Source organism: Pseudomonas sp. B8(2017), from assembly GCF_002113575.1.
Classification (GTDB): Bacteria; Pseudomonadota; Gammaproteobacteria; order Pseudomonadales; family Pseudomonadaceae; genus Aquipseudomonas; species Aquipseudomonas putida_Z.
Window position 1 is genome coordinate 338224 of sequence record NZ_NEIO01000002.1, and the last position, 26609, is coordinate 364832.

The following is a 26609-nucleotide window of genomic DNA, read 5'->3' on the forward strand; positions in this document are numbered from 1 at the left end:
GGCGGCGCCTGGTCCGGTGCCGCCCGGCACAATCAGAGGTTGGCCTGGAAGAACGGCGTCAGGTGCGTCATGGCCGTATCGACGCCTGGGCCGTCGTACAGGTCCATGTGCGCCAGACCGTCAAGCACCACCAGTTCCTTTTGCCCCAGCGCCTTGGCATGCAGCTCCTGGCTGTGCCATAGGGAGCCGGCTTCGCTGCCCGCAATAACCAGCGTGGGCTGGGTCAGCAATTGGTCGATCAGGTCGAAGGCATCGAAGGCGACCCAGGCGCCGAGGCCGTTCATCAGCATCTTGTTCTGCGCATTGGGATGCTGGGCGCGAGGCGTCAGGTAGTAATCGGCCGCTTCCTGCAGGTCCCGCGGGGCACTGGTATCACCCAATTGCGGAACATAAGGGGCATACACCGGTTCCGCACCAGCTGCTTCGGCCGAGCGCTGACCTGCCAGTGCGTCGAGCACCGGCAACAAGTCGTTGATGGACCCTTTGCCCTCCCAGCCTTTGCGCGTGGCCGTACCTACGTTAACCGCACTGGCGGTAGCCAGCGCTTTGATGCGGCGATCGACCGAGGCCGCCTTGGCGGCAAAGCCACCACCGGCACAAATGCCCAGCACACCGATGCGCTGGGCATCGACGAAGCCAAGGGTGGCCAGGTAATCAACAGCGCTGTAGACATCAGCGACGCGATTCATCGGCTCGTCCAGGAAGTGCGGTTCGCCGCCGCTCGCTCCTTGGTAGGAGGCATCGAACGCCAGGGTTACGAAACCTTGCTCGGCCAGCAAGCGTGCATAGGTGCCTGCGGTTTGCTCCTTTACACCGCCGCCCGGGTGAACGGTGATGATCGCGGGATATTTTTGGCTTTCAGAGAATGCTGGCGGCAGGTAGAGGTTGCCTGCCATCACGATGTTGCGGTTGTTGAACTGGATGTCTTGCATGGTGTTGCCTCCAAGTGGGCAGCGCTTCTGCCCTTCGTTGGAGACAAGTATAGGAACGGGCAGACTCGGATTTTTGCCTAATCGGTCGGCTTGCTTGCACGTTCCAAGGTGATTGCACAGTCGTGTGAAAATGCATGATTCAGGCTGAACGCATGCTATTGCTGGCCAAAAGCTCAGCGACAGCGATGTTTGGGTTAATGAACGGCAGTGCAGTGATTGCCTATTGCACTGAACTCAAGTCATGCTGCGCATACGTCGAACGTCTCGTTGCGGGGGAGCACCAAACGCCCTGCTGTATTCGCGACTGAACTGTGAGGCGCTTTCGTAGCCAACCATTCCAGCCGCCTGCCCTGCATCCAGATGCTGGTTCAGCATCAGTTGCCTGGCCTCCTGCAGCCGCAGTTGCTTGTGAAATTGCAAAGGACTTACGCCGGTCAGCGTGCGGAAATGTTGACGGAAGGTCGACGGACTCATATGCACACGTTCAGCCAGGTCGTCGATTCGCATGGGTTCCGCCAGATTCTGCTTCAACCAGGCAACGACTTTGGAAATCTGCTGCATCGGAGAGCCTGCGGCGACCAGGTGCCGCAGCGCTATGCCGTGCGGACCGACGAGCAATCGGACGATGATTTCCTGTAGGACCAACGGAGCAAGATGATCAAACAGTACGGGTTCATCCAGCAGTTTCAACAGGCGCTCAAGTGCTCGCACTACATCACTGTCGAGCTCGGCGATGACGATCGCTTGGTGCGTGCTTTCCTTTGGCGGTGGCGGCAGTTGCAGGTCAGAGACAGTTCGCATGACCTGGTTGGGGTCAAGCGTCAGCATCAAGCCCAGAAACGGTTTTGCGACTGAAGCCACTGAAACGTGGGACACCACCGGTTGGTCGATACTGGTCAACATGCCCTGACCCGCTTGGTAATGCAGCACCGCTTCCTGCTGCATGACCTGCTTGCTCCCCTGCGCAACAACGCCAAGGCCCAAGCCATAGATGCAGGGCATGGGGTCAGTCGGCGAGGCCCTGCGATGCAGGCTCAGCGCGGGCAAACGAGTCACTAAGTCACCCGTACCAGGAACATGTTTGGCAATCAGAGCGGCCAAGCCTGACAGGGTTGTTTCGGCGTAGTCGCGCGAAGGCTCGAGGCGGGTCATGAACTTCTCCATCAGCACTTTCGTCATGCAGGGACTAATGATGAAGGGTTTTAGGTAAATCAACCACTGGTGGTCTTCTACAAGACGTTCCAGACACCCTGCTCCTACACGCCAATTGGGAGGATTGATAATCCCGATGGCCTGGCTCAGATGTTAGGAATCCACAAGGTACGCATTAAATTTTCCGGCCAATGAAGCGGCGGCGTGCTTGCTTGAGTCAGGTCTGGAGCTGATCGCTCCGGAGCGCTTCCAGTACCACCCTGAAGGCAGCCGTTTGCTGCCGGCGTGTAGGGTAATAGAGGTGATAGCCTGGGAACGGCTCTGACCATTTACCAAGCACTTCCTTGAGCGCGCCGCTGGTGATGTGTTCCTGCACATGGGCATCGGGCAACTGCGCCAACCCTACGCCTGCCAGGCAGGCATCCAGGATCTGAACCACGCTATTCATGATCAGTGGCCCCTGCACACGGACACGAAACTCGGCGCCGTCGCTGGTAAATTCCCATGAATAGAGTCCGCCATGTGTCGGCAGTCTAAGGTTGATGCAGCGGTGAGTCATCAAGTCCTCAGGTTGCTTCGGAGCACCATACCGTTTGAGGTAAGCCGGTGAAGCCACGGTCACCATTCGCATAGGTGGCCCTATTGGTACGGCAACCATGTCAGCATCAATGATCCCTCCGAGACGCACCCCCGCATCAAACCGCTCAGCGACGATGTCAGTCAGGCCGTAGTCCGTCATCAACTCTAAAGTCACATCGGGGTAATTTTCGATCACCGACTGCAGCTTCGGCCAAAGAACCTGGCGCACTGCGAATTCATCTGCAGTTATGCGCACCAGGCCAGAGGGTCGCTGGCCGAATTCCGACAAAGAGCCAAGGTGCCCCTCGATCTTGTCCAGAAGCGGCGCTATCTCTTGAAAGAGCCGCTCCCCTGCTTCCGTTCGTGTGACGCTTCGAGTAGTACGGGTGAGCAGTCGCACCCCAAGCCGCTCTTCAAGCAGACGTATTGTCTGGCTGACGGCTGAAGGTGAAACCGCCAAGTGGGCCGCCGCTCGGGTGAAATTGCTTTCGCGCGCTACAGCGACGAAGACCGCCAGATCACTGAGATTATCCGCCCGCATTATTAAGCTCCGCTTCAAACCGATTTCTGGATTTTGCTGATACTCGAATTAAAACGCAGTAGGTACAGTTGACTCAACCATACATTGAGGTAAGCGTCATGACTGATATCGACACCGCCAACGCAGACATGCAGATTCATCGCGCAGGCTCCAGCAAAGCAATCGAAGGGCCGGCAGGCTGGTTCACCGGTCGCGTACGTATTGACCGCGTTTTCACTGCTCCAGCCCCAGCACGCGTTGGCATAGCGGTCGTCAATTTTGAACCAGGTGCTCGCACCAACTGGCACACCCACCCGCTGGGTCAAGCCCTGCTCGTGACAGATGGTGTGGGTTGGACGCAGTGTGAGAACGGGCCCAAGACTGAGATTCGCGCTGGCGATCTGATTTGGTGCAACTGTGGACGCCGTCACTGGCACGGAGCCACCGATACCACCGCGATGCAGCACGTGGCTATCAACGAGTACCTTGACGGCAAACCTGTCGACTGGTTGGAACCTGTGTCCGACGAGGTCTACTTGAATGGGCCGGTCAAGAAGGACTAACAGCTCGCGTTACGCCCACCTAGCACGGGCTGTATGTGCCCACGGTTGAATCATGCTGACCTTGCCGACCAGGAGTCGCGACGGCTGTAGCCACAAGGTTACATCGAAACAGATCCTGATTGAGCTCGGCTTCTTCGCTCCGGTGTTTGCGACATCTCTTTTGGTACAGAGCCTAGAACTCCACCTTGCCCCGACCCGCCTTGACAGTGCTGCGCCTGGCTTTTCCTTCGAGGCGACGGGTCTTCGAGCCAAGGGTCGGCTTGGTGGGACGGCGTTTCTTCTCAGTCTTGCCGGCATTGATGATCAACTCGGCAAGACGCGCCAGTGCGTCAGCACGGTTCTGCTCTTGTGTGCGGTATTGTTGTGCCTTGATGATCAACACGCCGTCGCCGGTGATGCGACTGTCACGCAGCGCCAACAGCCGCTCCTTGTAATACTCGGGCAGCGACGAGGCGTGAATGTCGAAGCGCAGGTGCACGGCGCTGGACACCTTGTTGACATTCTGCCCACCTGCGCCTTGCGCGCGGATGTATGTCAGTTCGATGTCGGCATCTGGCAGATGCACGTTACTAGAGATGGTCAGCATGGCATGGCCCTTGTGATTCCCCTCCATTATCCAGGTTCGCCAAGCAATCCGGGAAGTCTGTTCGATCCGAGAGACCGAGGCTCAAAGATGGCCATTTGATGGTATTCTGGCCGCTAATACAATCTGGCGCCGCTGGTCATACTCACTTCCGGGTGCCTAGCCTTACCCAATGGATCGAACATGCTTAGAGTGGTTGGTGAAGAGATAGACATCCGTTCCGCGATCAACAGATTCAATTCCTCTTACCATGAAGACTTTTCTCGGGTGAGGAAAATTTCAGCAGCCTACCTGACTGCACTCACGACGCAAAACGCCACAGCGCTGGCCGACGCGCTTCGAAGTGCTTTGATGAACTGGGGCGCAGGCGCGAGAAAGGCTCCGATGCTGCACCTGCCTTCTCAAGCTGCAGCAAGGCTTTGCGACCCGAACCTACACGCTAAGCTTGTCCGTTTTGACAGTCACCAACTGAGTGGATTCGCGCTGTCATCCGCAGATAAACGGATCTTCACCACCGAGGCGCTTTATCCGTCAGCGGCTCATTTTGATGCAGATCTGCTCGGGGTCTTGAAGATGCTGGCCGAGGCGCTGTTCGTCAATAACACCAATGTCACTTACCCCATGAAAGCATTACTGCTGATAACGGGATTCATGCCGGCATTGGATAGCCAGGTAAGAAAAGGATTGCAGCACGCGGGTTTTCAAGGATTCAGCAGTTCTCGCTACCTGCTCCCCAGCGACACCCACAAAGCTGCCGGACAAAAGCTCTGCAGGCTGCCCTTCACGCTTGGTCAATGCTGGGAGCAAAACAAGGAGCTATTGACTGAAGCCGTTTTGAAGAGCGATCACCCTGCCCTTCAATTCGAGCCTGGACGGGTCTTCGACATCCTGCTCTTCATGCAGCAAGATCCGAACAGGAAGCTCATCGCCGTTTAAGCGTATGCCCACATCCGGCTCAGACGTAAGACACCCACTGATGTGAAGGCGGCCGCGTTTCGCGAACCGCCGCGGGTGGAATGGAGTCAGCGCACCATACCCAGTTCGGCATCGTCCATAAGCGCCTTGGCCAACGCGCTCAGGTAATGCGCAGCCCAGATCATCATCGGCTTTTCATCCATCAACCCGACAATCGTCAGTTCCCGCACGTACCCCATCAATTCCGAAGACTGCTCCCGAGCGCTCTTGCAAGGAATGCCGGCTTCGATGCGAAACAACGGATGGGTCTGGTTTTCACCTTGGTAGAACGTGGTCTTGCCTACGGTGGTTTTCTCGTTCGATTCGTCAGTAGTCAATTGCTTATTACCTTTATGAGTGCGCCACCTGGCTGCTGTCAAACAGAAGGGTGGCAGCTGTACGTAGGTTGACAGACCGGCGGAATAAGCAAGTTCCGGCGCACGCAAGCGTGCCCCACGCACAGCCACCATAAAGGGAAAGCCGAATGCTTAAACCGTTACGGCCTGTCAAAGCCGTGTCACTGATGAGCAGCGACAGGCCCAGACTAGAGCCCTGCCAGGGCACCCGCAACGGAAAATAGGCGGCAACAGTATCTTTGGGAAATGCCCTACAAGAAAGCGAAAAAATCTGATTTTTCGAGGCTAGTTGTAATCAATGAACAACGAACGATTCATCATCACATCAGGCAATAGAATTCCCTAACCTCTGCCACAATCTCTCCCTTCGCATCATAAAGCCTCGCCTCTGGCGTCATGGCCATGGAGCGGGCCTCGAGCACGTAGCGCTGCCCAGCCTTGAAATGCTCGTAGTCGAGGGTCAGGTAGCATTGCCTTACCGTGGTGCCTCCCATCAGGCTGATGCCACCGCCCCCATTTACTTCGTAGTCGAACCTGACGACCAATTCATGGCTGCCGGGGCTGACCTCAAAGAAGCGCCCGTCGCGCAGGCGTTGTTTATCCAGGCGTTCGGCCAACAGCACACGGTCATTCGGGAATGGCGTCGAGAGATCGACCCAAGCCATCTGTGGGTTGGCAGTTGGCATCGGCGCCTGACAACCAGCAAATGCGGCGATCGCCAACAACAGTGTCAACTTGCGCATGAGTAGTTCCCCAAAGGCTCTTGGCTCAACAGACAGGATAACGCCGACAAGTGTCGATGTGCGCATGAAGGGACGACCGAAGCCCCCTCCTTCGCTTTCATGCTGATACTTGGTTCACGCAGCCCCTTCTCGTATGATCGTCGCAATCTGATCTGGAACGGATTTCGTGAAGTCGTTACCTGGAAATGTCCCAATTGCCCCGGTTGCCCCCAAGGACGTGAAATGGAACGTGGGCGAGGCTGCCAACCAGCTCTCATGGGACGACCTGCGGATCATCAAAACGCTCAGTGAGTGTGGCAATCGCGCTGCCACAGCCAAGAAGCTCGGCATCAACGTGTCCACCGTCTCGCGCAGGGTCTCCCAGGTTGAAAAAACACTTGGCGTAGCCTTGTTCGATCACCGCAAATCAGGCTATCTGCTCACCATCGAGGGCGCGGAATTGCGTGCCCTCGCCGAGCGCGTGGAGCTGGACATTGTCAGCGTGACCCGGCGTGTCTCACGTGCCGGCCAGGGGCCACTCGGAAAGCTTCGTATCACCACCAGCGACTCACTGCTGCTTTACTTCCTCACCCCCATCATCGCGGACTTCAAGGCCCTCAATGAAGGAATCACGATTGAGGTGCTGGTGGGCAACGAATCACTGAGCCTTGCGCGAGACGAGTCGGATATTGCGGTTCGGGCGACCAGGAAACCCGCCGAAAGCCTGGTGGGCCGCAAACTGGCCACAATCGCCTGGGCTCCCTACGGCCGCAGCAACCACACGTCGCCTACTCCTCTGTTCACGGAAGGCCAGGCATGGGTTTCCTATTCCGCGGCGCTACGCGGGCTCAAGGCAACGAGCTATGTCGAAAACAGGGTCGCTGCCGAGTGCATCTCGTACCGCACCGATTCGGTTGCGGCGGCAAGTGCTGCAATCGCGGCGGGCCTGGGGGTGGGTTTCTTGCCCTGCATGCTGGGTGATATCACGCCTGGGCTTGAACGCGTCGGCCCTGTGGTGCCGGAGCTGCAGGATGAGCTGTGGCTGCTGACGCACCAGGACATCCGCAAATCGTGGCGGGTCAAAGCATTCATGACGTTCTGTGCAGCTGCCGTTGCCAACCAGAAGCCGTTGATCGAGGGCCAACTGGTACTCCCGGTCACGTAGAGCGAAACCGGGAGTGCGGGTCACTCAGCGCGTGAGCCAAGTACCGCTTTGCAGGCGATTTCGATCAGCTGTGGGCGCTGGGCAAGCCTCGAGACGCCGATGATGTTGCTGGCGCATTGAGGCCGTTCCGTGCCGTAGGCGGCCTTGCGCACCTTGCCGACCACGGCAAAGGCCGCGTCCATGTCCAGTACGTAGAGCGTCTCTTCCACGACATCTTCAAGCGTCGCGCCATACAGCGCGAGCAGCTTGGCGATATTGTCGTAGGCGGCGCGCATCTGATCCCCCATCGAAGAGAAATCACAGGGCCTGCCGTCACGATCCAGGGGTGCCGGCGCGACCAGGTTGCCTTCTTCGTCATGATTGAACTGGCCCGATACGTAGATCTCGTTCCCTACCCGCCGTGCCTGCGGATACCCGTAAGAATTCTCCCACGGAACGCCCCAATAGGCGGTTTGTTTGTTGAGTGGTTGTGAAGCTGCCATCGCTTTCTCCTGGCGTAAACCGGATCAGGTAGATCCGCGTTTGCGTGCGAATCCTAGCAGCAGGATGAGCAAGCAAATGGCGCATTGATGCGCTCCTGAGAGCGCAAAAGTGCGCCACCGCTTCGCTCTGCGATTCGCTATCTTGTGCTCGGACTCAAGCAACGGGCATCACTGAGGACGTCATCCAGTGCCTCAGCACAGTCTGCACAAAGCAGGCGCCGTGACTTGTGCGATGACCATCATCCAGCTGACAGGGAACAAGAATGAACAATCCAAAAACTGAAGTACTGACCCCATTCAACAGCCAACTGATCTTCATCGATCAGCAGCCACAGATGGCCTTCGGCGTTCAGAGCATCGACCGCCAGACCCTGAAAAACAACACCGTAGGCCTGGCCAAGGCAGCCAGGATCTTCAATGTGCCCACTACCATCACGACGGTCGAGACTGAAAGCTTCTCTGGGCACACCTACCCTGAGCTGCTCGCCGTCTTCCCCGACGCTCCGCTGCTGGAGCGAACCTCCATGAACTCCTGGGATGACCAGAAGGTGCGTGACGCGCTCAAGAAAAACGGGCGCAACAAGATCATCGTTTCCGGCCTGTGGACGGAGGTGTGCAACACCACCTTCGCGCTGTCGGCGATGAACGATGCCGGCTATGAAATCTACATGGTTGCCGACGCCTCCGGTGGCACCACCAAGGAAGCCCACGACTACGCCATGCAGCGCATGATTCAGGCAGGCGTGATTCCGGTGACCTGGCAACAAGTGCTGCTGGAGTGGCAGCGCGACTGGAAAAACCGCGACACCTACGATGCCGTCATGGAACTGGTGAAAGAACACTCCGGCGCCTACGGCATGGGTGTCGACTATGCCTACACCATGGTGCACAAAGAACCAGAGCGCGTTCAGCACGGCCCAACCCTGGCCCCGGTTGCTGCCGCTGTCTGACCATTGCCAGCCCCTGCATCCAGGGGCTGTTCCTTGACCCGCTGATGGGTACGCCGGCTGGCTGAGCCAGGCCATCGAATCGAGCGTTATCGTCTGTAGCCCGCCCGAGGCTGCAGTGGCCTGCTCTGCCCACTCGAAACGTGCGTGCCCACTTCATTGATTAATGGATTTGTATGAACAGCGATCACTGCACTGTGCTGGCGACTGTCGCACTGAAAACGACCGGGCTGCTCAAGCCCTGGCAGGTCACGACTGCCAAGAGGTTGATGCTGGAGAACCTGGACACCGGCATAACTGTTACGGAACTCGCCCAAGCCTGCTCGCTGTCACGTAGCCATTTCACACGAATGTTCAGGGATACCCTGCATGTGCCCCCGCAGCAGTGGATGCGTGAACAACGGTTGCGCAAAAGCAAGGAACTACTGGGGGGCTCGGGAATGATGCTCGCTGAGATCGCACTGGAGTGCGGTTTCTGCGATCAGTCCCACTTTTGTCGCACATTCGTGAAGGCCGAGGGGATGTCGCCGCAGGCCTGGCAGCGACAAGCGTCTATTCAAACTGGGCCTTTGCTCAATTAGGGAGCACATTTGTACTCTATCGATGCCGCCCTACCCTCATGGTCAAGGCAGTCGCTACCAAGAGCATCATCCCACTGGCGATGAAGGTCGCCTGGTACCCAACGCCGTCATATAGCACCCCACCTAAGGTCGCGCCTACGGTGATCGCCAGTTGTATCACCGCGACCATCAGGCCTCCCCCGGCCTCGGCGTCCTCGGGCAGCATCCTGGCCAGCCAGGTGAACCAGCCCACTGGCGCACAAGTGGCAATCAAGCCCCAGCCACCAAGCAGCACCGCCGTCGGGACGACCCAGGAACCAGTCGAAATCACGGCGAATGCGATGACGGCCATGAGCAGTGGAATACCGGTCAGCACTCTGAACAGATGCCGGCCTACGAGCGAACCTACCATCATCGTTCCTACCAGCCCCGCGACGCCGATGATCAGCAGAAGCAGCGACAACGTGGGCACGTCCACCTGTGTCACGGTTTCCAGGAACGGGCGAAGGTAGGTGAACAGCGTGAACTGCCCCATGAAGAGGAATGCAACTGCAGCCATGCCAAGCGCAACCTTGCTGTCTAGCAGCAAACGCAGGGATGCGGTCGCCGAAGCCGTACCACGCTCGCCAGGCATCGCCGGCAGCGTGAAGGCCTGCCAGATCAACGCGATTGCGGCCAAAGGTACGACGCAGAAGAAGGCCCCTCTCCAGCCGATCAGGCCGCCCAGGTAACTGCCGACCGGGGCCGCGATCGCCGTGGCCAGCGCAGTACCGCCCTGCATCACGGCAATGGCCTTGGGAACGAGGGCTTCAGGTGCGATACGCATCATCACTGCGGTGGACATCGACCAATATCCACCAATGGCGATCCCAAGCACGGCCCGCCCCAACATCAAGGTCGGGTAGTTCGGGGCAAACGCCACCATTGCACCGGAAACCAGCATTAGCGCCGTGGTGGCCAACAGGACAGGTTTTCGATCAATACCCTGCGTCAGGGTGGACAGCAACAAACTGGTGACTACGGCGAAGAAACCCGAGATCGAAATGGCTTGACCGGCCTGGCCTTCGGTAAGCGACAAATCACTGGCAAGTGGTGTAAGCAGGCTCACCGGCAGAAATTCGGACGCTACCAGGGCAAAGGCGCAGAGTGACATTGCCAGCACGGCGCCCCAGACCTGTCTGCTGGAATGTTGAAGGGGGATCGCTGAGCTGGTCATGGTGGTTCTCGTGCAGCAGGTTATGAAAAGCGGGTGCCCTCGCGTTACTCGAGCACTATGGCAACATTGCCTGCCGCCCATCTTCCTTGCGAAAAACGGCGTATCAGTAGATCAAACGACCAGTTTTCTTGCCTGATTCTCCAGACCCTGTCGACGGGGCATGGACAGCGGAAGTGACGCGCGAGTAGTGTCTTTCCAAGAGATGACCTGAGGCTTCCTATGTCCGCCCCCACACAACCGACCTCACACGCGCACCCGATGGCCACGCTGTGCAAGGTCATCGGCGCCCACGCGCCAACGGCTGGCGATTTCGCGACACGCATCGCGGACCTCAGCGTCTACCGACGCAACGCACCGGCCCCACCGGTCACCTGTATCGTCGAGCCAAGCATCGTGCTGGTCGTGCAGGGCGCCAAGGAAATGGTCATCGGCGGCGACGTGTTCCCTTATGACTCGACCCGGTTCCTGGTCACCTCGCTGAACATCCCCGCCCATTCGGCAGTGACGATGGCCAGCGAAGGCGCACCTTGCCTGGGCCTGGTGTTCAAGCTCGACCTGCGCACTCTGGCAGAGTTGATCGCCCAAGACGGCCGCCTGCCGGCGGGCAGCCAGTCTGTTCACGCAAGCGCCGGCGTGGGTTTGCTAAGCCCGAAGCTGCTGGAGAGCTTCAGCCGACTGATCGGGCTTTTGGAAGAGCCTGATGCGATACCCGTGCTCTGGCCGCTGATTCAGCGAGAAATCCACTATCGGTTGCTACAGAGCGACCAGGCCCCCCTGCTCCGCTACATCGCCTCGGTCGGCAGCAAGGGGCATCGAATCGCCAAGGCCATCGACTGGCTGAAGCTGAACTACGCCGCGCCGTTGCGGGTAGATGAGTTGGCCTCTCGGGTGCAGATGGGGCTTTCAACCTTCCATCAGCACTTCCGCCAGCTCACCGCGATGAGCCCGCTGCAGTATCAGAAATGGTTGAGGTTGAACGAGGCAAAACGGCTGATGCTCAATGAACACCTGGATGCTGCCACGGCAGCCTTCAAGGTCGGCTATGAAAGCCCTTCGCAGTTCAGTCGCGAATATGGGCGGCAATTCGGTACGCCGCCGAAACGCGATATTTCGGAATTGCGCCTGGGTGCAGAAAGAATGGAACAGGGCGACTGCCTTCCTTGGCCTTTGACTACGAAATAGCGACCGCCTGGTGCCTTGGGATACACAGCGCGTTGGCTTCTTCGCGGGCATGCCCGCTCCCACAGAGACCGCGCATGTCTTGCAACGATCTTCTGGCCTGCGCGGGTCCTTGTAGGAGCGGCCTTGTGTCGCGAAAGGGCTGCGAAGCAGCCCCCAGGGTTTCAGCGCAGATGCACAAATTGCCGGGGCTGCCTTGCAGCCCTTTCGCGACACAAGGCCGCTCCTACAACAGCTGACCGCGTTGCGCTGCCATGGCTTTCTGTCAGGCATCGACAGCCTGCTGCAGCCCTCCTCCCAGCGGCAATTCATACGATTTCTTCACCGTGCGCACCACCAACGTCGAGGAATAAGTGCGAATCGGAATATCCCGGTAAGTGTCGAGAAACCGGTAGATATAGTCGGTGTACTCGGTGGCATCGCGAAACTTGGCAACCATCACGAAGTCGAACTCGCCCGTCATCAGGTAGCAGTCCTGAATTTCCGGGTGGCTGGCCAGGATGTGCTGCATCTTGCGGTCAATGTCGTTGCTGTCGCGGTCCAGCTTCACCAGAAAGAAGGCCGTCACCTGAATGCCAAGCTTGCGTTCGTCCAGTATCGCGACCTTGGCCTTGATGATGCCTGCGCTCTCCAGGCGCCTGATACGCCGGTAGCAACTGGTGGAAGACAGCCCGACGCTGTCGCTCAGCAACTCCAGATTCTGGCTGCAATCCTTTTGCAGCTTTCCCAGAATCTTCAGATCCATGGCGTCTGTCATTTTTCACGTGTCTTCCTTGAAAAACTGCAATGAATCCGCCGCAAGGACGCGCCAATTTGCACGATTCCCTGCGCGCCAGCTCTTTACCATCAACTGAGCTTAGCAGCCCGCCTGCGGGGCGCATGAGAGGGACCTTATGATCATCGCGAAACCGACATGGACCGCGGACATCCACGGCCTTTTTACCGCTCCCTACTGGATCCCCGCTGCGCAGCGCGCGGCCGTGGCAGCCTCCTGGACCGGGTGCATGAACGCCTATTTCGTCTACCTGGACGACCCGGACTCGGTCAAAACCTGGTCAGAAACCATTTACCAGCACCTGGCCTCGCGCAACATGCCGCTGACCCTCGACCAGCAACAGTTCTGGCCGATCGATGCGCTGGAAACCTTCAGGTTGTGGGTCAACCAGGGCTGGCGCCTGGACGCCGATTCTCCCTTCGATCTGGCCGAACGCATTCCGCCACCAGACCTGCCCCAATCGGTCAGGCGGGTGAGAAAGGACATCCGCGCCCTGAGCCTTGAGGAGCTGAACCTGTACCGCGCCCGCCTGGACGACGTGATGCAGGTGGGCGACCCCGACAGTGGCTCGCCTTGGCAACGTTACGCCTACATCCACACCAACTGGTGCCTGCATTACCAGGAGGCGTTTGCCCTCTGGCACCGGGCCTACCTGTTGTACCTGGAACAACTGATCGACTGTGCCATTCCCTACTGGGACTGGATGGCCGAAGATGCCAGCGTCGACGGCAGCCCGCAGGCCGGCCTGCCCCAGGCGTTTCTCGATGAAACCTATGTGCACCCGCACACCGGCGAAACCCGGCCCAATCCCCTGCGCTACGCGGCCGCCAAGGACGGTTGTTCCAAGGTGTGCGCCAGCGGCGCGGCCAAGGGGGTGGACTGCCGGTATGTGCAACGCGACCGGTTGTTCTACACCCACGGTGACGACTCGCGCTCGGATCGCGCCCGTTTGTACGGCATGAGCCGGATTTTCCAGCAACAGGTGGTGGATGCCCTGAAGTTCACCACCTTCAGCCAACCACAGGGTGTGCCCGGTTATCCGTGGGCCAACATCCCGGTGTTCGACCCGCCCCAGAAGGACAGCCTGTACCCCAATCGTGCCCTCAACTTCGACGGCCTGTACGAGCAACCCCACGACAACTATCACGGCTGGATCGGCGGCGACATGGCCGACAACGCCTACACCGCCTTCGACCCGGTGTTCTGCTCCTACCACGCCAACATCGACCGCATGCTCGAGGTCTGGATCAGGGCCAACCCCGGGGCGCAATACACCACGCAGTGCCTGCTCCAGCCGTTCTCCGGCCACGACGCCACGCAGCTCACCTTCACCAGCGCCGACGCCTGGCGCTACACCACCATCGGCGACATGGCCCAGGACAGCCGGCACATCGGCTACGACTACGGCGTGCCGGTGGCCCCACAGTTCGGCGCGCCCAAGGCGGCCACCGGCGCCTGCTGCAAGCACAGCGCGAAAGCCGGGCCTGCCGCGGGCAACGCCGCAGGGCCCGGGCCGTGGGTGGTGTTCGATCATGTGCGCTGCACCCATGACACCTATCTGATCGATGTCTTTCTCGACCAGCCCGACGCTGCCACGCAGCACGTCAGCGCCGACAACCCCCATTACGTGGGGCGCTTCAGCCGTATCGGCATGGGGCTGGTGGACGACAAGGGCCGGTGCATCACCCACGGCGTGTCCCGCGCACTGAATGCGGCCCGCAACGCCGCTGCGCTGGGCCTTGCCCGCGGCGATGCGGTGCAGTTGTCGCTGGTGGTGACTCACCTCGACAGCGGCCGCGTGCTGACGCCTGACGAATACACGACCCTGCCCGGTTTCATCGCCCAACTGGTGTGGGACGACCCGCGCCAGACCCTCGCCGGCCCGCCCCCGGTCGCCGGCTGCTGCTCTGCTTCCACCTCACGCACATCAGGAGAACCGACATGAGCACGCCCTTCAAGCAGTTCACCTCTCCCGCCGGCCAAGCCCCCAAGGACTACAACAAGCTGGGCCTGGAAGACCAGTTGCCGCAGTTTGAAACCGACTGGAACAACAACCTCACCGGCTGGACCGAATCGTCCATCATCGGCAACCCCTGGTCGGGCCTGAACGACGCCCCCCGCTCGGGTTACTACAACCCGCTGGTGGAAGGCTTCGGCGACGTGACCGCCCCGGCGATCACCTGGGCGCCCTTCCCCAACCGGCTCTGGACCTTCTTCTACAACAACGGTGCGGCGGTCATTCCCCAGTTGGGTGGCAAGGCCATGACCCTGGACCAAGTGATGGAGTTGACCGACCACGGCCAGATCACCCTCGACAACACCCTCTACATGCTCTACGACCCCAACAAACAAGGTACCGTGCTGCAACTGCCGGCCAAGCGCTGCCCGAGCATCGACTGGAACGGCAAGTACACGGCGTTCTCGCCTTCCGGCCCACGGGGCTGGCTCGACGAGTACTGCGAGTGGTCGATCGTGCGCGATGCCAACGGCAACATGCGCAAGATCACCTTCACCTGCGAAAACCCCGCGTACTTCCTGACCATGTGGCGTATCGACCCGAACGCAGTACTGGGCCTGTACCGCGACTACATCGACCCGAACGTGCAACTCGAAGACCTGTACCTGCGCTACACCACCGACGGCCCGACCGGCAAGGCCGGCGACCCGGTCATCGACCCCACCACCGGCAAGCCGGCCTACGACACCGTCAACAAATGGAACGCCGGAACGGCCTGTGTGCCCGGCCAGTTCGGCGGTGCGATGCACCTGACCTCCGGCCCCAATACCCTCAGCGCCGAGGTGTACCTGGCCGCCGCCGCCACCATCCTGCGCCCGGTGAGCAGCAGCCAGAACGCCCAGTCGTTGATCTGCTGCGCGCAGTACGGGCAGAACTATCGCAACTCTGATCCGCACATCGGTTTCATGGCCAATACCACGGCGGTGAACAACCGACTGTCGCTGACCAACCCCATTGGCCTGTACTTGCAACAGCCCACCGATTTCAGCGCCTGGAAGGGCCCGCAAGGCCAGGACGTGAGCCAGTACTGGCGCATCACGCGCGGTACGGCCAAGTCGGCTGCCAATGGTTCCGACCAGATCCTGCAGGCGGTGTTCGAAGTGCCGGAAAGCGCCGGCTTCTCGATCAATGACATCACCATCAACAACCAGAAGGTCAACTATGTGTGGGTCATCGCCCAACAACTGCTGGTCGGCCTGAGCGTCACCGTCAAGCCGCTCAGCGCCATGCCTCAAGCATTTCCGTGCGTGCAGGAACGGGTGGCTGGCCTGCAACCCTGGCCAGTGCAACTGCTGCCGCTGGACCTGTTCTACGGGCAATCCCCAACCGACCTGCCCGCCTGGCTTGCACCGGGCAGCAGCAACCAGTTCGTGCTGGTGGTGCAAGGTGCCGACCCGACTACCACGGCGCAGAATGCCAGGGTGCAATTCTCCAACCCCGGGGTGACGGCGCAGGTCACCCAGTACCTGCCCGACGCGTCGGCCATTCCCGGCCAGACCAACTCGGGCGGCACCCAGGCCTACATCCTGACCATCACGGTCAGCCCCTCCGCAGCACCCGGCCTGGTGACAGTGCGTGCCCTTAACCCGGGTGAAGACGTGAACGTGAGCGCGACAGACCACCCTTGGGAATCTGGCCTGGCGCTGGTGCCTGGCGCCTGAGCCACGCCAGTCACGCCACTTACGCCCCTCTACCGCCGCACCTTCGGGTGCGGCTTCACAGCTTGCAAGGAGCGCAATGATGTCCAGGTCACGCTTGAGTCTTCTGTCGCTGCTGTGCGGCATTCTACTGTGCCTGTCGACCCTGCAACCCGCCACGGCGGCCACGCTGTCGGACGCCGATACCTGTGTGCAGCAGCAATTGGTATTCAACCCGGCCAGCGGGGGATTCCTGCCGGTCAACAACTTCAATGCCACCAGCCAGGCGTTCATGAACTGCTTTGGCTGGCAGTTGTTCATTGCCTTGAACTGGCCGGTGAACCCCGGTTGGCCGGCCACTGCCAGCCTGGCGGGCGAACCCGACATGCAAAGCACGCTGGCGCAGTTCGGGGTTCCCTCCGCACCGGGTCAACCCATGAGCGTGGCCCCGGTATGGGCCAGCTACAAGGACGCCAACGACATCTTCCTGCCCGGTGCCCCCACGCCCACCGGCTGGGGCGTGCAAACCCTGGTGCCATCCGGCTGCAGCACCCAGGGTAGCCTCAAGGCACTCAAGGTCGGCGCACGCAAGTTCATGAACGCCACCTCCGAAGGCGCGATCAATGCCTTGCACGGTTTCCACCTGTCGACCGGGACACTTGCGTCCATTCCCGACCCGGTCATGGAGGCGTCCGGCGGCTGGCTGACAGACCAGGCGGGCAAACTGGTGTTTTTCGAACGCAAGGTGGGCAAGGCCGAGTTCGACTACATCGTCGACAAGGGGCTCTACGACGCCGCCAACCAGTTGAAGGTCGCGCAAAACCTCGACGGCCAGACACCGGAGGGGCTGTCGTTGCCCATCGGCGAACCGATGCGCTCACTGCCAACCTCCCCAGTGCCACAGGAGCAACTGGGCGCGATCGAGCTCAAGGCCGCCTGGCGGGTGCTGACCGGTAAACCCGAGCTGTTCGGGCGCTACCTGACTACCGTCGCCTGGCTCAAACGCCCCGACACGCTGGAGTGTACCCAGGAGGTGGTGGGGCTGGTGGGCCTGCATATCATCAACAAGACCCAGGCTTCGCCCAACTTCATCTGGACCACCTTCGAGCAAGTGGACAACGTGCCCGAACCGGCCCAGGTTCCGCCGCAACAAACCCCGCCAAACGGGTTTGCCTTCAACAACCCTGACTGTGGCAACGGCCCCGAGTGCACACCAAACCAAGCCCGTATCCAGTGCAAGCAAACGCATCCCGACAAGGACTGCACCGATCTCTTCCCACGCGACCAGCCGGTACAGACCACCCGCGAACACCCCGTGCCCGGCGACCTGCAAGCCCTCAACAGCGCGGTGCAAGCCAACTTCGCGCAGCACAGCCAAGGCAAGTCGGTGTTCCAGTACTACAAGCTGGTCAACGTACTGTGGACCCTCGCCCCCAATCCGCCCAGCCCGGAACCGGGCGCCAACGCGCAGGTGCCGTTGTCGTACGGGCCGTTCATCAGCCAGGGCAATGTGCCGGTGGCCAACACCACCATGGAGACCTACGTGCAGGGTGACGACTGCAACCAGTGCCATCAGTACGCGACGATTGCCGGCAGCCCTTCGTTGGCCTCGGACTTCTCCTTCCTGTTCAACAGTGCCGGTTCCGCCAGCAACAAAAGCCTGATCAAAAGCATCAAAGCCTTCGAAACCCTCAAGGACCGACCCTGAACAGCAAAGGGGCGATCACCGATCGCCCCGAACAGGGATTCGCCTATCGCGCTTTGCCCTTCAGGTAGGTGCCTGGCCACACACCAAAATTTCGCACCCTTGAAATTAATGCGTTTAGTCAGCTTGCCAAATATTCCTTGCACACCGCGGGAACGGGCTTCGGTCATAACAGTACACACAGACCTTCCTGTGTCTGACCTGAGGTAAGCGATCATGGCAAACAATCAAGACAAGGGTGGCAACCAAGGCAATGCTGACACCGGCATGGGTAACAACACTGCCGGCACCGGCCAGCAAGGCGGCCAGGGTTCGGGCGGCCGGATGCCCGGCCAACAGCAGCAAGGTGGCAGCCAGTCCGGCCAGAAACCTGAGGACAAGATGAACAAGGACTGGGAACGTTCCCGTGACACAGGGAGCCAAGGCGGCCAACGTACGACCGACAAGCAGAACCAGAACCTGACAGACAAGGACCGCATGGGCGGCCAGCAAAACCAGGCAGATGATCCGCAGTGGGATAAAGATCGCTGATCAGCAGCGGCGGGCATCAGGGTGATATCTGCCCTGATGCCACCTCCATCGTACAGGAGGCTCCTGATGAACAACTCCAGAGAACGACATTCGACGGTCATTTGCCTGCAAGCAGGACGCATCCTTTTCGTGCGCAAGCAAAGCGCTGAATGGTCGTTGCCAGGCGGGAAAATAGATCCAGGCGAGCATCATCTGGACGCCGCGCAGCGCGAGCTGATGGAGGAGACTTGCCTACCCTTCAATGGTGCTCGATTCCTCAACCATTACGTGCTCGCAGGCGAGGAACACTACCTCTATCAGCTGCCTGTCGAGCCTGGCGCAAAACCTACCGCAGATCACGAGATCGTGGAGTGTCGCTGGTTTACAGCGCCTGAACTTCACGAAGTGCAGGTCAAACCGTCCAACATCCAGCTTCTTGAACGAGAGCACCTGCTCCCTGTGTAGGGGTACCCGATTATCAGCGAAACGCGGAAAGTGTTCCGGCACCAGCTTGCACGCAAGCGTACGCCCACAGGGCAAGCTTGCGCTGTAGATAGCAGTGGAGATAACACCATGAAATTCGCGCTGTTCTGCCAATGGCTCGCCAAGCACGCTGGTAAACCCAGTACCTTCCTCATCGCCGTGGTGCTCATCACCCTGTGGGCTGCGTCCGGGCCCTGGTTTCACTACAACGACACCTGGCAACTGATCGTCAACACATCGACGACCATCATCACTTTCCTGATGGTCTTTCTGATTCAGAACACCCAGAACCGTGACAATGACATCATCCACGTGAAGCTCGACGAACTGATCCGCGCTACAAAGTCCGCAGAGCAATCGGTACTAGGTCTCGAATCTCTCGACAACCGAGAGATCCATCAACTACGCAAGGAGTATCAGGCGATGGGCCGAAACTGCGAAACGGCCCCACAGTCGCCTCACGAACAGCAGGCAGACGATGCCGCTCGGGACAACCTGCAGCGCTAGAGGTCCACGGGCATTGAGGAGTTCGGTCAACAACGCGTCGATCTTCAAAGCAGAGCCTCCCTGATTCAAGCTGCAAGCGATTGTCCGGCACACAGATAGCCGCCGGCCCTCTGCCGGGGCAGTTGGGCCGACGACGAAGGTGCCGCAGCATCAGGAATTGAAGCCCAACCCTGAGGAAAGGTCGGAGTCTTCAGGCCTGCGCTCTGCCTGTGTCGACGCTTTACCACCCGCCTGATCGAGCGACTCTTCGACCGACGCCTTCACCTCGCGACCCTTGGCCTTGAGTGTGTCGGTCAAGCGATCGCTGCTGGCGCCCATCAGCTGGTCTTCCTTGCGGGTACTGGGTAGCGCCGCCCCCAATGCCGCACCCAGTGCTATCCCCAAAGCGGCCAATACCAGCGGTTGCTCCTGAAGCAGATGATCGAACTGGCCTTTCAGAGCCGTGGCCTGGTCTGCGGCCTTGTGTGCCGAATGGCGCAGGGTATCTGCAGAAGCCCCCACGGAGTCGCGGGCGCCGCTGCCAAGCTCGCTGGCCCGATCGCGCATGTCATGGGCTTTCATGCGCACCTTCTGGCTGGCGTCGTGCACGGCCTCCCCCGCCTGCGCGAAAGCGCCCTTCACCGTGTCCACCGCGTCGCCGAGCTTTTCGCCCAACCCCGGGCCCTGGTGCGCAGGCCCGGGGTTGAAGGGGCGGTTCTGGTTCAGGCCCAGCCAAGCCAGGCCCAGTACCGTCAGGGTAGCGGGTACGGGGTTGTTCTTGAGGGTGGTGCCCAGGTTCTGGAAGAACTCGCCGCCATTGCCTTTGGCATAGGCCAGGACTCGGTCGACTATCTGGCCCGGGCTCAGGCGCTGTTCGAGGGCGTCCACCAGATCGCTGATGTGCTCGCGCTTGGCGTTGATTTCCTGCTCGAGCAAGTCAGGGTCTTTGTGCGCTTCATGTTCGAAGGAAGTGGTCATGGCAGTTTCCTCTTCAGCGTGTCCTTGTCCTGCTGCATGGCATGCAAGGTGCGGTCAGGGGCCAGGTGCGTGGGTTCGAACTGTTTCTTGCCCGACTGCAACATGATGAACCCGATCACCAAGGTGACCGCGCCCACGATCAAGGCTGCCAGCCAAGGCTCGACCACCATCGCCAGGGCGTAGACTGCCGCCAGCAACAGGATGACGAAGCCCGCCAGCATCACGATCGCGCCCGCCGCCACCGCAGCCGTACCGGCCTTGAGGGCGGTGAGGTTCTGCTGAAGCTCTGCCTTGGCCAGCGCCAGCTCTTTGGTAAACAGGTCCGGTACTTCCCGCATCAGCTGGCGCAACAAACCGCCAACACCGACGGCGTCGTCTTCCACCGTGTGCAAGCCTGGGGTGGTATGCAAGGGGTCTTTGTTCATCATTCACCTCCTTTGAGTGGATCGCGCTCGAACGGGCTGCCACTGACCGGCGTGCCTGCACCAGGGCCGACTGGGTCGACGGGGGTGAAAGGTTCACGGTTGGATACGTCGCTACCACGATCAGGCACGGGCTGCGCGGGGCGGGACTGGCGCCAATCAGCGGACGACGCAGGGGTAGTGGACTCATGGCTGGTGCTGGCTCGCATGAAACGCGATACGGCAAACCCGATGGCGACGCTACCGGCCAGGAAGAGCGCCGGGTTGCTCCTGGCCAACTGAGCACCACGCTGCAGCAGGCTTTCGGCACTTTCATGGCGTACCTGCTCGGCAAACTCACCCACGCACTCTGCTGCCTGGTTCAGGTACTGCGACAGCCCGAGACTGTCGTTGCCTTGCAGCGCAGCAGCAGCCGAGCGCGCCCCCTCCTCAAGCGAATCAAGCTGATCGGCTGCGTTATCGCGGTAGTGTTCGAACTGCTCGCTGCCTCTGTGCCTGGCCTCGCCAAGCAGCGCACCGGCGTCATCGATCAAGGCATGTTCCTGGGTGCTGCCGGGTGGAGAGGTCGAGCTTTGATTGGTCTTGTCCATCGTTTCGCCCTCGAAGCTGATTGTTGGGTGGATGCCGTCTTTACTGAGGCATTCATTCGAGGGACGCAGGTGAGGCGGCAGGAGTTCAGCGTTTGTGATCTATGACATTTGCTTGGAGACCCAGAGAAAATGGCGCAATCAACCCTGGTTATTGGTACCGGAGCAAAGGCTTTGAAGGTGGCGGTAATCAGCGTCGACAACGATTGGAGCACCGCGTTGTCTCGGGGGCAGCCGAGCTGCTCAGGCCAGCTGGATGAAGACCGCGTAAATACCGAGAATCATCCAGAAGACCAGGAATATCCAAGGTGTACGCAGCGAAAACAACAACGACTTGCGGTGCCCGGCCAGGGAGGTTTCCGCCTCGCTGAACAGTGGCGATTCGTCATATGCCAGACCCATCAGTGGCTCGCTGCGCAGAAGGTGGCTCTGTTTCAATTGCCAGTGCTCGATGATCTTGTAGGCCGCGCGAATGCCCGGCCAGGCATTGAGTGAACTCAACACCCCCAGCAATGCGAGAAACGGCGGAACCACCAGCGTGAACATCTCGCCCCAGCTCTGGTTGAGGTTACCCATCGACGATACGAAGGCGATCACCAGAAACGACTGTGCGGCAAGATAGGCGTCAGTGCGGTTGGCGAGGATGCTGGTCTCGTACTGGATTTCACGGCGGTAGAAATCAAGGCGCTCTTTTGGCGAACCGAACATACGGGCGTTCCGCTCGCTGATCTCGTGTTCAGGGGTGCCTGGAGTGATGATTTGCGGCACGTACTGGCTCCTGAAAATGAGAATGATGGTGCCTCGAAACTTGAGAAGTGAACCCATGAATGAAGGCCTGCCTGAAGATTTCAGGCAGGTCCTGGTCACGACAAGCTTCAGGTACCGCCGGTACCGCTATTGGAGAATTTCTTTACATCAATGGTCGGTGCGACGAACTCCGGCCCGTCGCCCGATACCCGCCAGCGCACATTGTTGATGCCGTAGCGCTCAGCCATCGGCCGGCTGACCTTCTTGATCTTGTGCTGGCCGAACCGTGGAATGATACCCACGCCAGCATCGCAACTTGCCCAGTGCCAGGCTTCGGCGTTGTCCATACGCTCAAGCCGGATGATGAAGGTGCGAAATTCCCCATGAAGCTCGTACTCGATCACATACAACTGCTGTCCAGCCATTGCACTCTCCTTCACCAATTCAGACTAATGGAGCGAGCAACGTGTAAAAAGATTCATTAATTTTGACTGGTTGGTCATCGGTCTTTTCCATCGCCATGTTTCCATCACGTCCTCAGTGCAAATGCCGCTCCAGAGCCAGTGCATCGGCTATCGCAGCACCGGAGGCGGTGTTGTCGAAAATGCACCAGGTGGGCACTCCAGCGGCAAGGCTGTGCTGCAAGCGTTCAGCCAGACGCTGCAGATATTCGTCGGGATACTCGCTGTGGTAGATCCTCGGTTCGCCATGCAGGCGCCAGTAGACCAGCCCTGGCCAACCAGCCGGTTGCGCATCGGTAACGAAACGCGACGGGCTCGCGGCAACCTGGGCGATGCGCAAATCGACCAGCATCGGCTGCGCCGATTGCCAGCTGGCGTGCCTGGGCTCCAGCGCTACCGGCCCGTCATACCGTTGCCGCAGGCTTTCGAAGAAACGTCGCGCATGCTCGGGGTCATGGCCAAGCGATGGCGGCAGTTGTACCAGCAGGCAACCCAGGCGGTCGCCCAACTGCCCGCATTGAGCAAGAAACCTGTCCAGCGCATCCTCGCACCCGCAGAGCCGCTGCTCATGGCTGATGGCCTTGGGCACCTTCACCGCAAAGCGGAAATGCTCAGGCACGGACGCAGCCCAACGGGCGTAGGTTTCGGGGCGATGGGGTCGGTAGAAGGAACTGTTGATTTCCACCGCATTGAAGCGGCTGGCGTAGCGTTGCAGGTGGCTACCGGGCTGCGCAAATGCCTCGGCGTAACGGCTCGACAGGCTCCAGCCAGCGCAACCCAGATGAATCATTCAACTACCTGCTGGTTCGCTACGCAACGCCTCGCACTCACCCGCGACGCGCCGGGCATACCCAACACCCCACAGCAGCGCCCGCCTCATGGTTTCCCCTGCGCGCTGGTCGTAGATCCGTTCGTATAGCACCGAACCGTCGGTGCGATAGACCCCGATGAACAACTGCGTGGCGCCTGTGCGTGACAAGCGCGTCTGCACCTCCAGGCAGGTGCCGGTGCCGAGCGTTTCCTCATGGGTTTGATGGTGCAGGATCGGGTCGCACCACCGTCTGTAGGTTTCACCTCTTCGTTTCATCTGCCAGCCCTCACCTTTTCATGGCTGCTGATAATGCCCCGGCGATGTGCCTGGCTCATGGTCGTGCTCCAGACGCTGCACCTGCACGTCAGTGAAAGATGACGCTTCGTTGCGGTGCATGCCTTGCAGGTAATCGCGCGCCGCTTCGCGGCTCAGGTCCTCCTGGTCGCTGCGCAACTCGCAGGTGCCGGGTTGGTTGTCGAGGATGTAGCTGATCAGGTACAGGTACTTGGCCATCGCTGTAACTCCTGCTGGCTGAGTGAAATCGGGCGACTCAGCTCGATTGATCCTGGCTTGAGTGCAGCCGTTCAGCAGCGACGACGACCGGCTCAGGAACTCAGCGCCAGGCCGTCATCAGGGCGCCACGCGTGCCGTTGACCGGGTCTTGTGCGGGGGCGGGCACGGAAGCGATTCGCGCCAGCGCCTGCTGGTGCGCTGCGCTTTCTGGGCGCTGGATATCGTAGTTTTCCTGCCCCTTGGGATAGGCGCCGACCACCAGAAATTCATCGCTGCTCTCGACGCAGCGATGGCCCGTTCCTGCCGGTAGTACCAGCACGTCGCCACACTTCACGCTTATTGTCTGCCCCGCTTCGCCGCCCAGCGTCACCCGCGCCCGGCCGCATGCGACGCCCAGAACTTCATGAGCATTGGGGTGGAAGTGATGGTAATCGAAGATCCCGCCGCGCCACAGCGGCACCCACTGGTGTGCGGTGAACAGCGCCTCGAAGGCACTGGCGCAGTCTTGCGACGGGTTGAGTTGCAAGCGGTACAGCAATACCGGGAAACGGCTGTTCGGCGTTGCACCGTCGTCCTTGAAATACAAGGTCTGCACGGTGGAACCCGCAGTGTCTGTCGCATTCATGTCGAGCATCCTGATCCTGTTGTCCGTTCACTTGCGAACCCGATGGCTCATGCAAGGTTCCAGTCGGTAGACCAGTGCGCACACGCTTGAAACTTTCCCGATCCGAGCCAAGTCCAGACCCTATCGGTCACAGGACGGGAGAAGGCAATGACCAGCACGGTAGGCGACTTTCTGGTGGAGCGTTTGTATCAATGGGGGGTGCGGCGCATCTTCGGCTACCCCGGCGACGGCATCAACGGTGTATTCGGGGCGTTGAGCCGGGCCGAGGGCAAGATCCAGTTCATCCAGGCACGCCACGAGGAAATGGCTGCCTTCATGGCCAGCGCCCATGCCAAGTTCACCGGCGAATTGGGCGTGTGCATTGCCACCTCCGGCCCCGGCGCTTCACATCTGCTCACCGGCCTGTATGACGCGCGCATGGATCACCAGCCAGTGCTGGCCATCGTCGGTCAGCAGGCGCGAGCAGCGCTTGGCGGGCATTACCAGCAGGAGCTGGACCTGCTGTCGATGTTCAAGGACGTCGCAGGTGCCTTCGTCCAGCAGGCTTCGACCCCGGAACAGGTGCGCCACTTGCTCGATCGCGCCGTACGTACCGCCGTCGGCGAACGCCGGGTCACCGCCATCATCCTGCCCAACGACCTGCAGGACCTGCCCTACCACGAACCACCGAAAGCCCATGGCACGGTGCATTCCGGCATCGGCTACAGCAGGCCCAGGGTGGTGCCTTTCGAGCAGGACCTGCAACGTGCCGCCGAGGTACTCAACGCTGGACGAAAAGTGGCGATCCTGGTCGGAGCCGGCGCACTGCAAGCCACCGAACAGGTGATCGCGGTAGCTGAAACGCTTGGTGCAGGCGTGGCCAAGGCGCTGCTGGGCAAGGCCGTAGTGCCAGACGACCTGCCCTGGGTCACCGGCGCCATCGGGCTGCTAGGTACCGAACCGAGTTATCGGTTGATGAGCGAATGCGACACCTTGCTGATGATCGGTTCCGGCTTCCCCTACGCCGAGTTCCTGCCTGAGGAAGGCCAGGCCCGTGGCGTGCAGATCGATTTGCAGCCAGACATGCTCAGCCTGCGCTACCCCATGGAGGTCAACCTGGTCGGTGACGCCAGCGAAACGCTGCGGGCACTGCTGCCATTGCTCGAACACAAGACCGAGCGCCGTTGGCGCGACAAGGTCGAAGGCTGGCGCACAGACTGGGACAAGACCTTACAGAAACGCGCCTTGGTCAAGGCCGACCCGATCAACCCCCAGCGCGTGGTGCACGAACTCTCCCCTCGCCTGCCCGACCACGCCATCGTCACCAGCGACTCCGGGTCCTGCGCCAACTGGTTTGCCCGCGACCTGCAGATTCGCCAGGGCATGCAGTGTTCGTTGTCCGGTGGCCTGGCCAGCATGGGCGCGGCGGTACCCTATGCCATCGCCGCCAAGTTCGCCCATCCGCGGCACAGCGTGGTGGCATTGGTGGGTGACGGGGCGATGCAGATGAACAACCTGGCCGAGCTGATCACCGTCGCCAAGTACTGGCGCCTGTGGGAAAACCCCCAGTGGATCTGCGCGGTGTTCAACAACGAAGACCTCAACCAGGTGACCTGGGAGCAACGGGTAATGGAGGGCGACCCCAAGTTCGAGGCCTCACAGACGATTCCTGATGTGCCCTACCATCTGTTCGCCATCTCCATCGGCTTGCAAGGCATCTATGTGGAACGCGAAGAAGACATTGCCGGCGCCTGGGAGCGAGCCCTGGCGGCTGACCGGCCGGTGTTGATCGAGTTCAAGACCGATCCGGACGTACCTCCCTTGCCGCCGCACATCAAGCTTGAACAGGCGAAGAAGTTCGCCAGCAGCCTGCTCAAGGGCGACCCGGACCAGGCTGGGGTCATCGTGCAGACGGCCAGGCAAGTTCTCGGTTCGGTATTGCCGGGCAAGAGATGAGATGTGC

32 protein-coding genes are annotated in these 26609 nt (G+C 60.2%); 14 read left to right on the forward strand and 18 right to left on the reverse strand.

Annotated features, from left to right (window positions below; translation table 11 throughout):
- Positions 1-32: 32 nt before the first annotated feature.
- Entirely contained in the window at positions 33-932 is a 900-nt protein-coding gene (locus tag CAG22_RS04945; RefSeq protein ID WP_085589781.1) for an alpha/beta hydrolase, read from the reverse strand.
- A gap of 234 nt (positions 933-1166) precedes the next feature.
- Positions 1167-2084 carry an AraC family transcriptional regulator gene (locus CAG22_RS04950; RefSeq protein WP_085704929.1) on the reverse strand — a complete coding sequence of 306 codons (918 nt, stop codon included), beginning with the start codon at positions 2082-2084 and terminating at the stop codon, positions 1167-1169.
- A 69-nt stretch (positions 2085-2153) separates the two neighbouring features.
- On the opposite strand from CAG22_RS04950, the gene CAG22_RS28470 reads away from it, so the two are divergent.
- The gene (locus tag CAG22_RS28470; protein ID WP_256573544.1) at positions 2154-2279 is read left to right on the forward strand and encodes a hypothetical protein; all 126 of its coding nucleotides are present in this window, start codon (positions 2154-2156) and stop codon (positions 2277-2279) included.
- 22 nt (positions 2280-2301) lie between these two features.
- Here CAG22_RS28470 and CAG22_RS04955 read toward each other — a convergent pair whose 3' ends face one another.
- Positions 2302-3204 carry a LysR family transcriptional regulator gene (locus CAG22_RS04955; protein WP_085692636.1) on the reverse strand — a complete coding sequence of 301 codons (903 nt, stop codon included), beginning with the start codon at positions 3202-3204 and terminating at the stop codon, positions 2302-2304.
- Between the two features lie 98 nt (positions 3205-3302).
- On the opposite strand from CAG22_RS04955, the gene CAG22_RS04960 reads away from it, so the two are divergent.
- Entirely contained in the window at positions 3303-3746 is a 444-nt protein-coding gene (locus CAG22_RS04960; protein WP_085589785.1) for a cupin domain-containing protein, read from the forward strand.
- 172 nt (positions 3747-3918) lie between these two features.
- Here CAG22_RS04960 and arfB read toward each other — a convergent pair whose 3' ends face one another.
- On the reverse strand, positions 3919-4332 hold the full coding sequence (arfB, locus tag CAG22_RS04965; protein ID WP_085692637.1) for an alternative ribosome rescue aminoacyl-tRNA hydrolase ArfB: 414 nt from the start codon (positions 4330-4332) through the stop codon (positions 3919-3921).
- 180 nt (positions 4333-4512) lie between these two features.
- Between arfB and CAG22_RS04970 the strand changes: the two genes are divergently transcribed.
- Positions 4513-5265, forward strand: a complete 753-nt coding sequence (locus CAG22_RS04970) for a hypothetical protein (RefSeq protein WP_085692638.1) — start codon at positions 4513-4515, stop codon at positions 5263-5265.
- 86 nt (positions 5266-5351) lie between these two features.
- On the opposite strand, the gene CAG22_RS04975 is transcribed toward CAG22_RS04970, so the two are convergent.
- On the reverse strand, positions 5352-5621 hold the full coding sequence (locus CAG22_RS04975; protein WP_085704741.1) for a DUF3077 domain-containing protein: 270 nt from the start codon (positions 5619-5621) through the stop codon (positions 5352-5354).
- Positions 5622-5959: 338 nt separating this feature from the next.
- Complete coding sequence (locus CAG22_RS04980; RefSeq protein ID WP_085692667.1) at positions 5960-6382, reverse strand: hypothetical protein; 423 nt, start codon at positions 6380-6382, stop codon at positions 5960-5962.
- 217 nt (positions 6383-6599) lie between these two features.
- Here CAG22_RS04980 and CAG22_RS04985 point away from each other — a divergent pair, with 217 nt between their 5' ends.
- Entirely contained in the window at positions 6600-7526 is a 927-nt protein-coding gene (locus tag CAG22_RS04985) for a LysR family transcriptional regulator (protein WP_085692668.1), read from the forward strand.
- Between the two features lie 20 nt (positions 7527-7546).
- Here CAG22_RS04985 and CAG22_RS04990 read toward each other — a convergent pair whose 3' ends face one another.
- Positions 7547-8008, reverse strand: a complete 462-nt coding sequence (locus CAG22_RS04990; protein ID WP_025339175.1) for a Rid family hydrolase — start codon at positions 8006-8008, stop codon at positions 7547-7549.
- Positions 8009-8271: 263 nt separating this feature from the next.
- Here CAG22_RS04990 and CAG22_RS04995 point away from each other — a divergent pair, with 263 nt between their 5' ends.
- Positions 8272-8958, forward strand: coding sequence for a hydrolase (locus CAG22_RS04995; protein ID WP_085704743.1), 687 nt, complete (start codon positions 8272-8274; stop codon positions 8956-8958).
- Positions 8959-9131: 173 nt separating this feature from the next.
- Positions 9132-9536, forward strand: a complete 405-nt coding sequence (locus CAG22_RS05000) for a helix-turn-helix domain-containing protein (RefSeq protein ID WP_025339176.1) — start codon at positions 9132-9134, stop codon at positions 9534-9536.
- A 16-nt stretch (positions 9537-9552) separates the two neighbouring features.
- Here the strand turns inward: CAG22_RS05000 and CAG22_RS05005 are convergent, their stop codons facing one another.
- Entirely contained in the window at positions 9553-10731 is a 1179-nt protein-coding gene (locus CAG22_RS05005) for an MFS transporter (RefSeq protein ID WP_085704745.1), read from the reverse strand.
- Positions 10732-10989: 258 nt separating this feature from the next.
- Between CAG22_RS05005 and CAG22_RS05010 the strand changes: the two genes are divergently transcribed.
- Positions 10990-11913, forward strand: coding sequence for an AraC family transcriptional regulator (locus tag CAG22_RS05010; RefSeq protein WP_256573545.1), 924 nt, complete (start codon positions 10990-10992; stop codon positions 11911-11913).
- Between the two features lie 262 nt (positions 11914-12175).
- Here CAG22_RS05010 and CAG22_RS05015 read toward each other — a convergent pair whose 3' ends face one another.
- Complete coding sequence (locus CAG22_RS05015; RefSeq protein ID WP_003258733.1) at positions 12176-12655, reverse strand: Lrp/AsnC family transcriptional regulator; 480 nt, start codon at positions 12653-12655, stop codon at positions 12176-12178.
- 148 nt (positions 12656-12803) lie between these two features.
- Between CAG22_RS05015 and CAG22_RS05020 the strand changes: the two genes are divergently transcribed.
- The 6 genes from CAG22_RS05020 (at position 12804) to CAG22_RS05045 (ending at position 19544) form a co-directional block, all read left to right on the forward strand.
- The gene (locus CAG22_RS05020) at positions 12804-14630 is read left to right on the forward strand and encodes a tyrosinase family protein (protein WP_170929271.1); all 1827 of its coding nucleotides are present in this window, start codon (positions 12804-12806) and stop codon (positions 14628-14630) included.
- Positions 14627-16363 carry a hypothetical protein gene (locus CAG22_RS28890; protein WP_085704749.1) on the forward strand — a complete coding sequence of 579 codons (1737 nt, stop codon included), beginning with the start codon at positions 14627-14629 and terminating at the stop codon, positions 16361-16363. The genes CAG22_RS05020 and CAG22_RS28890 overlap by 4 nt, the downstream gene beginning before the upstream one ends.
- Before the next feature lie 79 nt (positions 16364-16442).
- Positions 16443-18047: a hypothetical protein gene (locus tag CAG22_RS05030; protein WP_085589806.1), complete on the forward strand. Its 1605-nt coding sequence runs from the start codon at positions 16443-16445 to the stop codon at positions 18045-18047.
- 213 nt (positions 18048-18260) lie between these two features.
- Positions 18261-18575, forward strand: a complete 315-nt coding sequence (locus CAG22_RS05035; protein WP_085589808.1) for a hypothetical protein — start codon at positions 18261-18263, stop codon at positions 18573-18575.
- 66 nt (positions 18576-18641) lie between these two features.
- The gene (locus CAG22_RS05040; RefSeq protein WP_085589810.1) at positions 18642-19019 is read left to right on the forward strand and encodes an NUDIX domain-containing protein; all 378 of its coding nucleotides are present in this window, start codon (positions 18642-18644) and stop codon (positions 19017-19019) included.
- A gap of 108 nt (positions 19020-19127) precedes the next feature.
- Complete coding sequence (locus CAG22_RS05045) at positions 19128-19544, forward strand: low affinity iron permease family protein (protein ID WP_085664891.1); 417 nt, start codon at positions 19128-19130, stop codon at positions 19542-19544.
- 150 nt (positions 19545-19694) lie between these two features.
- Here CAG22_RS05045 and CAG22_RS05050 read toward each other — a convergent pair whose 3' ends face one another.
- The 9 genes from CAG22_RS05050 to CAG22_RS05090 form a co-directional block, all read right to left on the reverse strand.
- On the reverse strand, positions 19695-20501 hold the full coding sequence (locus CAG22_RS05050) for a DUF3618 domain-containing protein (protein ID WP_085704751.1): 807 nt from the start codon (positions 20499-20501) through the stop codon (positions 19695-19697).
- Positions 20498-20926, reverse strand: coding sequence for a phage holin family protein (locus tag CAG22_RS05055; RefSeq protein ID WP_085589818.1), 429 nt, complete (start codon positions 20924-20926; stop codon positions 20498-20500). Before CAG22_RS05055 ends, CAG22_RS05050 begins: the two co-directional genes overlap by 4 nt.
- Positions 20926-21513, reverse strand: coding sequence for a hypothetical protein (locus CAG22_RS05060; protein WP_085589820.1), 588 nt, complete (start codon positions 21511-21513; stop codon positions 20926-20928). Before CAG22_RS05060 ends, CAG22_RS05055 begins: the two co-directional genes overlap by 1 nt.
- Before the next feature lie 240 nt (positions 21514-21753).
- Positions 21754-22278: a hypothetical protein gene (locus CAG22_RS05065; RefSeq protein WP_075045260.1), complete on the reverse strand. Its 525-nt coding sequence runs from the start codon at positions 22276-22278 to the stop codon at positions 21754-21756.
- Between the two features lie 107 nt (positions 22279-22385).
- Entirely contained in the window at positions 22386-22682 is a 297-nt protein-coding gene (locus CAG22_RS28475) for a DUF6555 family protein (RefSeq protein WP_025339190.1), read from the reverse strand.
- 112 nt (positions 22683-22794) lie between these two features.
- Positions 22795-23508 carry a DUF72 domain-containing protein gene (locus CAG22_RS05075; RefSeq protein WP_085589822.1) on the reverse strand — a complete coding sequence of 238 codons (714 nt, stop codon included), beginning with the start codon at positions 23506-23508 and terminating at the stop codon, positions 22795-22797.
- Complete coding sequence (locus CAG22_RS05080; protein ID WP_085589824.1) at positions 23509-23805, reverse strand: hypothetical protein; 297 nt, start codon at positions 23803-23805, stop codon at positions 23509-23511.
- Between the two features lie 18 nt (positions 23806-23823).
- Positions 23824-24042 (reverse strand): hypothetical protein, encoded by a 219-nt coding sequence (locus CAG22_RS05085; protein ID WP_003258752.1) that lies wholly within the window; start codon positions 24040-24042, stop codon positions 23824-23826.
- A gap of 100 nt (positions 24043-24142) precedes the next feature.
- A complete protein-coding gene (locus CAG22_RS05090; protein WP_085704753.1) occupies positions 24143-24676 on the reverse strand; it encodes a cupin domain-containing protein in 534 nt (177 codons plus the stop codon).
- A 138-nt stretch (positions 24677-24814) separates the two neighbouring features.
- Here CAG22_RS05090 and CAG22_RS05095 point away from each other — a divergent pair, with 138 nt between their 5' ends.
- Positions 24815-26602: a thiamine pyrophosphate-requiring protein gene (locus CAG22_RS05095; RefSeq protein WP_085704755.1), complete on the forward strand. Its 1788-nt coding sequence runs from the start codon at positions 24815-24817 to the stop codon at positions 26600-26602.
- Positions 26603-26609 lie beyond the last annotated feature (7 nt).

Bases quoted from the DNA above. Each gene is read 5' to 3' on its own strand.
- CAG22_RS04990 (WP_025339175.1), bottom strand. From the start codon at position 8,008: ATGGCAGCTTCACAACCACTCAACAAACAAACCGCCTATTGGGGCGTT.
- CAG22_RS05075 (WP_085589822.1), bottom strand. From the start codon at position 23,508: ATGATTCATCTGGGTTGCGCTGGCTGGAGCCTGTCGAGCCGTTACGCC.
- CAG22_RS05010 (WP_256573545.1), top strand. From the start codon at position 10,990: ATGGCCACGCTGTGCAAGGTCATCGGCGCCCACGCGCCAACGGCTGGC.
- CAG22_RS05050 (WP_085704751.1), bottom strand. From the start codon at position 20,501: ATGACCACTTCCTTCGAACATGAAGCGCACAAAGACCCTGACTTGCTC.
- CAG22_RS05040 (WP_085589810.1), top strand. From the start codon at position 18,642: ATGAACAACTCCAGAGAACGACATTCGACGGTCATTTGCCTGCAAGCA.
- CAG22_RS28475 (WP_025339190.1), bottom strand. From the start codon at position 22,682: ATGGCTGGACAGCAGTTGTATGTGATCGAGTACGAGCTTCATGGGGAA.
- CAG22_RS05085 (WP_003258752.1), bottom strand. From the start codon at position 24,042: ATGGCCAAGTACCTGTACCTGATCAGCTACATCCTCGACAACCAACCC.
- CAG22_RS05035 (WP_085589808.1), top strand. From the start codon at position 18,261: ATGGCAAACAATCAAGACAAGGGTGGCAACCAAGGCAATGCTGACACC.
- CAG22_RS04950 (WP_085704929.1), bottom strand. From the start codon at position 2,084: ATGACCCGCCTCGAGCCTTCGCGCGACTACGCCGAAACAACCCTGTCA.
- CAG22_RS04980 (WP_085692667.1), bottom strand. From the start codon at position 6,382: ATGCGCAAGTTGACACTGTTGTTGGCGATCGCCGCATTTGCTGGTTGT.
- CAG22_RS05000 (WP_025339176.1), top strand. From the start codon at position 9,132: ATGAACAGCGATCACTGCACTGTGCTGGCGACTGTCGCACTGAAAACG.
- CAG22_RS05090 (WP_085704753.1), bottom strand. From the start codon at position 24,676: ATGCTCGACATGAATGCGACAGACACTGCGGGTTCCACCGTGCAGACC.
- CAG22_RS04995 (WP_085704743.1), top strand. From the start codon at position 8,272: ATGAACAATCCAAAAACTGAAGTACTGACCCCATTCAACAGCCAACTG.
- CAG22_RS04970 (WP_085692638.1), top strand. From the start codon at position 4,513: ATGCTTAGAGTGGTTGGTGAAGAGATAGACATCCGTTCCGCGATCAAC.
- CAG22_RS05020 (WP_170929271.1), top strand. From the start codon at position 12,804: ATGATCATCGCGAAACCGACATGGACCGCGGACATCCACGGCCTTTTT.
- CAG22_RS05015 (WP_003258733.1), bottom strand. From the start codon at position 12,655: ATGGATCTGAAGATTCTGGGAAAGCTGCAAAAGGATTGCAGCCAGAAT.
- CAG22_RS05060 (WP_085589820.1), bottom strand. From the start codon at position 21,513: ATGGACAAGACCAATCAAAGCTCGACCTCTCCACCCGGCAGCACCCAG.
- CAG22_RS05095 (WP_085704755.1), top strand. From the start codon at position 24,815: ATGACCAGCACGGTAGGCGACTTTCTGGTGGAGCGTTTGTATCAATGG.
- CAG22_RS05080 (WP_085589824.1), bottom strand. From the start codon at position 23,805: ATGAAACGAAGAGGTGAAACCTACAGACGGTGGTGCGACCCGATCCTG.
- CAG22_RS05030 (WP_085589806.1), top strand. From the start codon at position 16,443: ATGTCCAGGTCACGCTTGAGTCTTCTGTCGCTGCTGTGCGGCATTCTA.
- CAG22_RS28890 (WP_085704749.1), top strand. From the start codon at position 14,627: ATGAGCACGCCCTTCAAGCAGTTCACCTCTCCCGCCGGCCAAGCCCCC.
- CAG22_RS05005 (WP_085704745.1), bottom strand. From the start codon at position 10,731: ATGACCAGCTCAGCGATCCCCCTTCAACATTCCAGCAGACAGGTCTGG.
- CAG22_RS05055 (WP_085589818.1), bottom strand. From the start codon at position 20,926: ATGAACAAAGACCCCTTGCATACCACCCCAGGCTTGCACACGGTGGAA.
- CAG22_RS04945 (WP_085589781.1), bottom strand. From the start codon at position 932: ATGCAAGACATCCAGTTCAACAACCGCAACATCGTGATGGCAGGCAAC.
- arfB (WP_085692637.1), bottom strand. From the start codon at position 4,332: ATGCTGACCATCTCTAGTAACGTGCATCTGCCAGATGCCGACATCGAA.
- CAG22_RS04960 (WP_085589785.1), top strand. From the start codon at position 3,303: ATGACTGATATCGACACCGCCAACGCAGACATGCAGATTCATCGCGCA.
- CAG22_RS04955 (WP_085692636.1), bottom strand. From the start codon at position 3,204: ATGCGGGCGGATAATCTCAGTGATCTGGCGGTCTTCGTCGCTGTAGCG.
- CAG22_RS05045 (WP_085664891.1), top strand. From the start codon at position 19,128: ATGAAATTCGCGCTGTTCTGCCAATGGCTCGCCAAGCACGCTGGTAAA.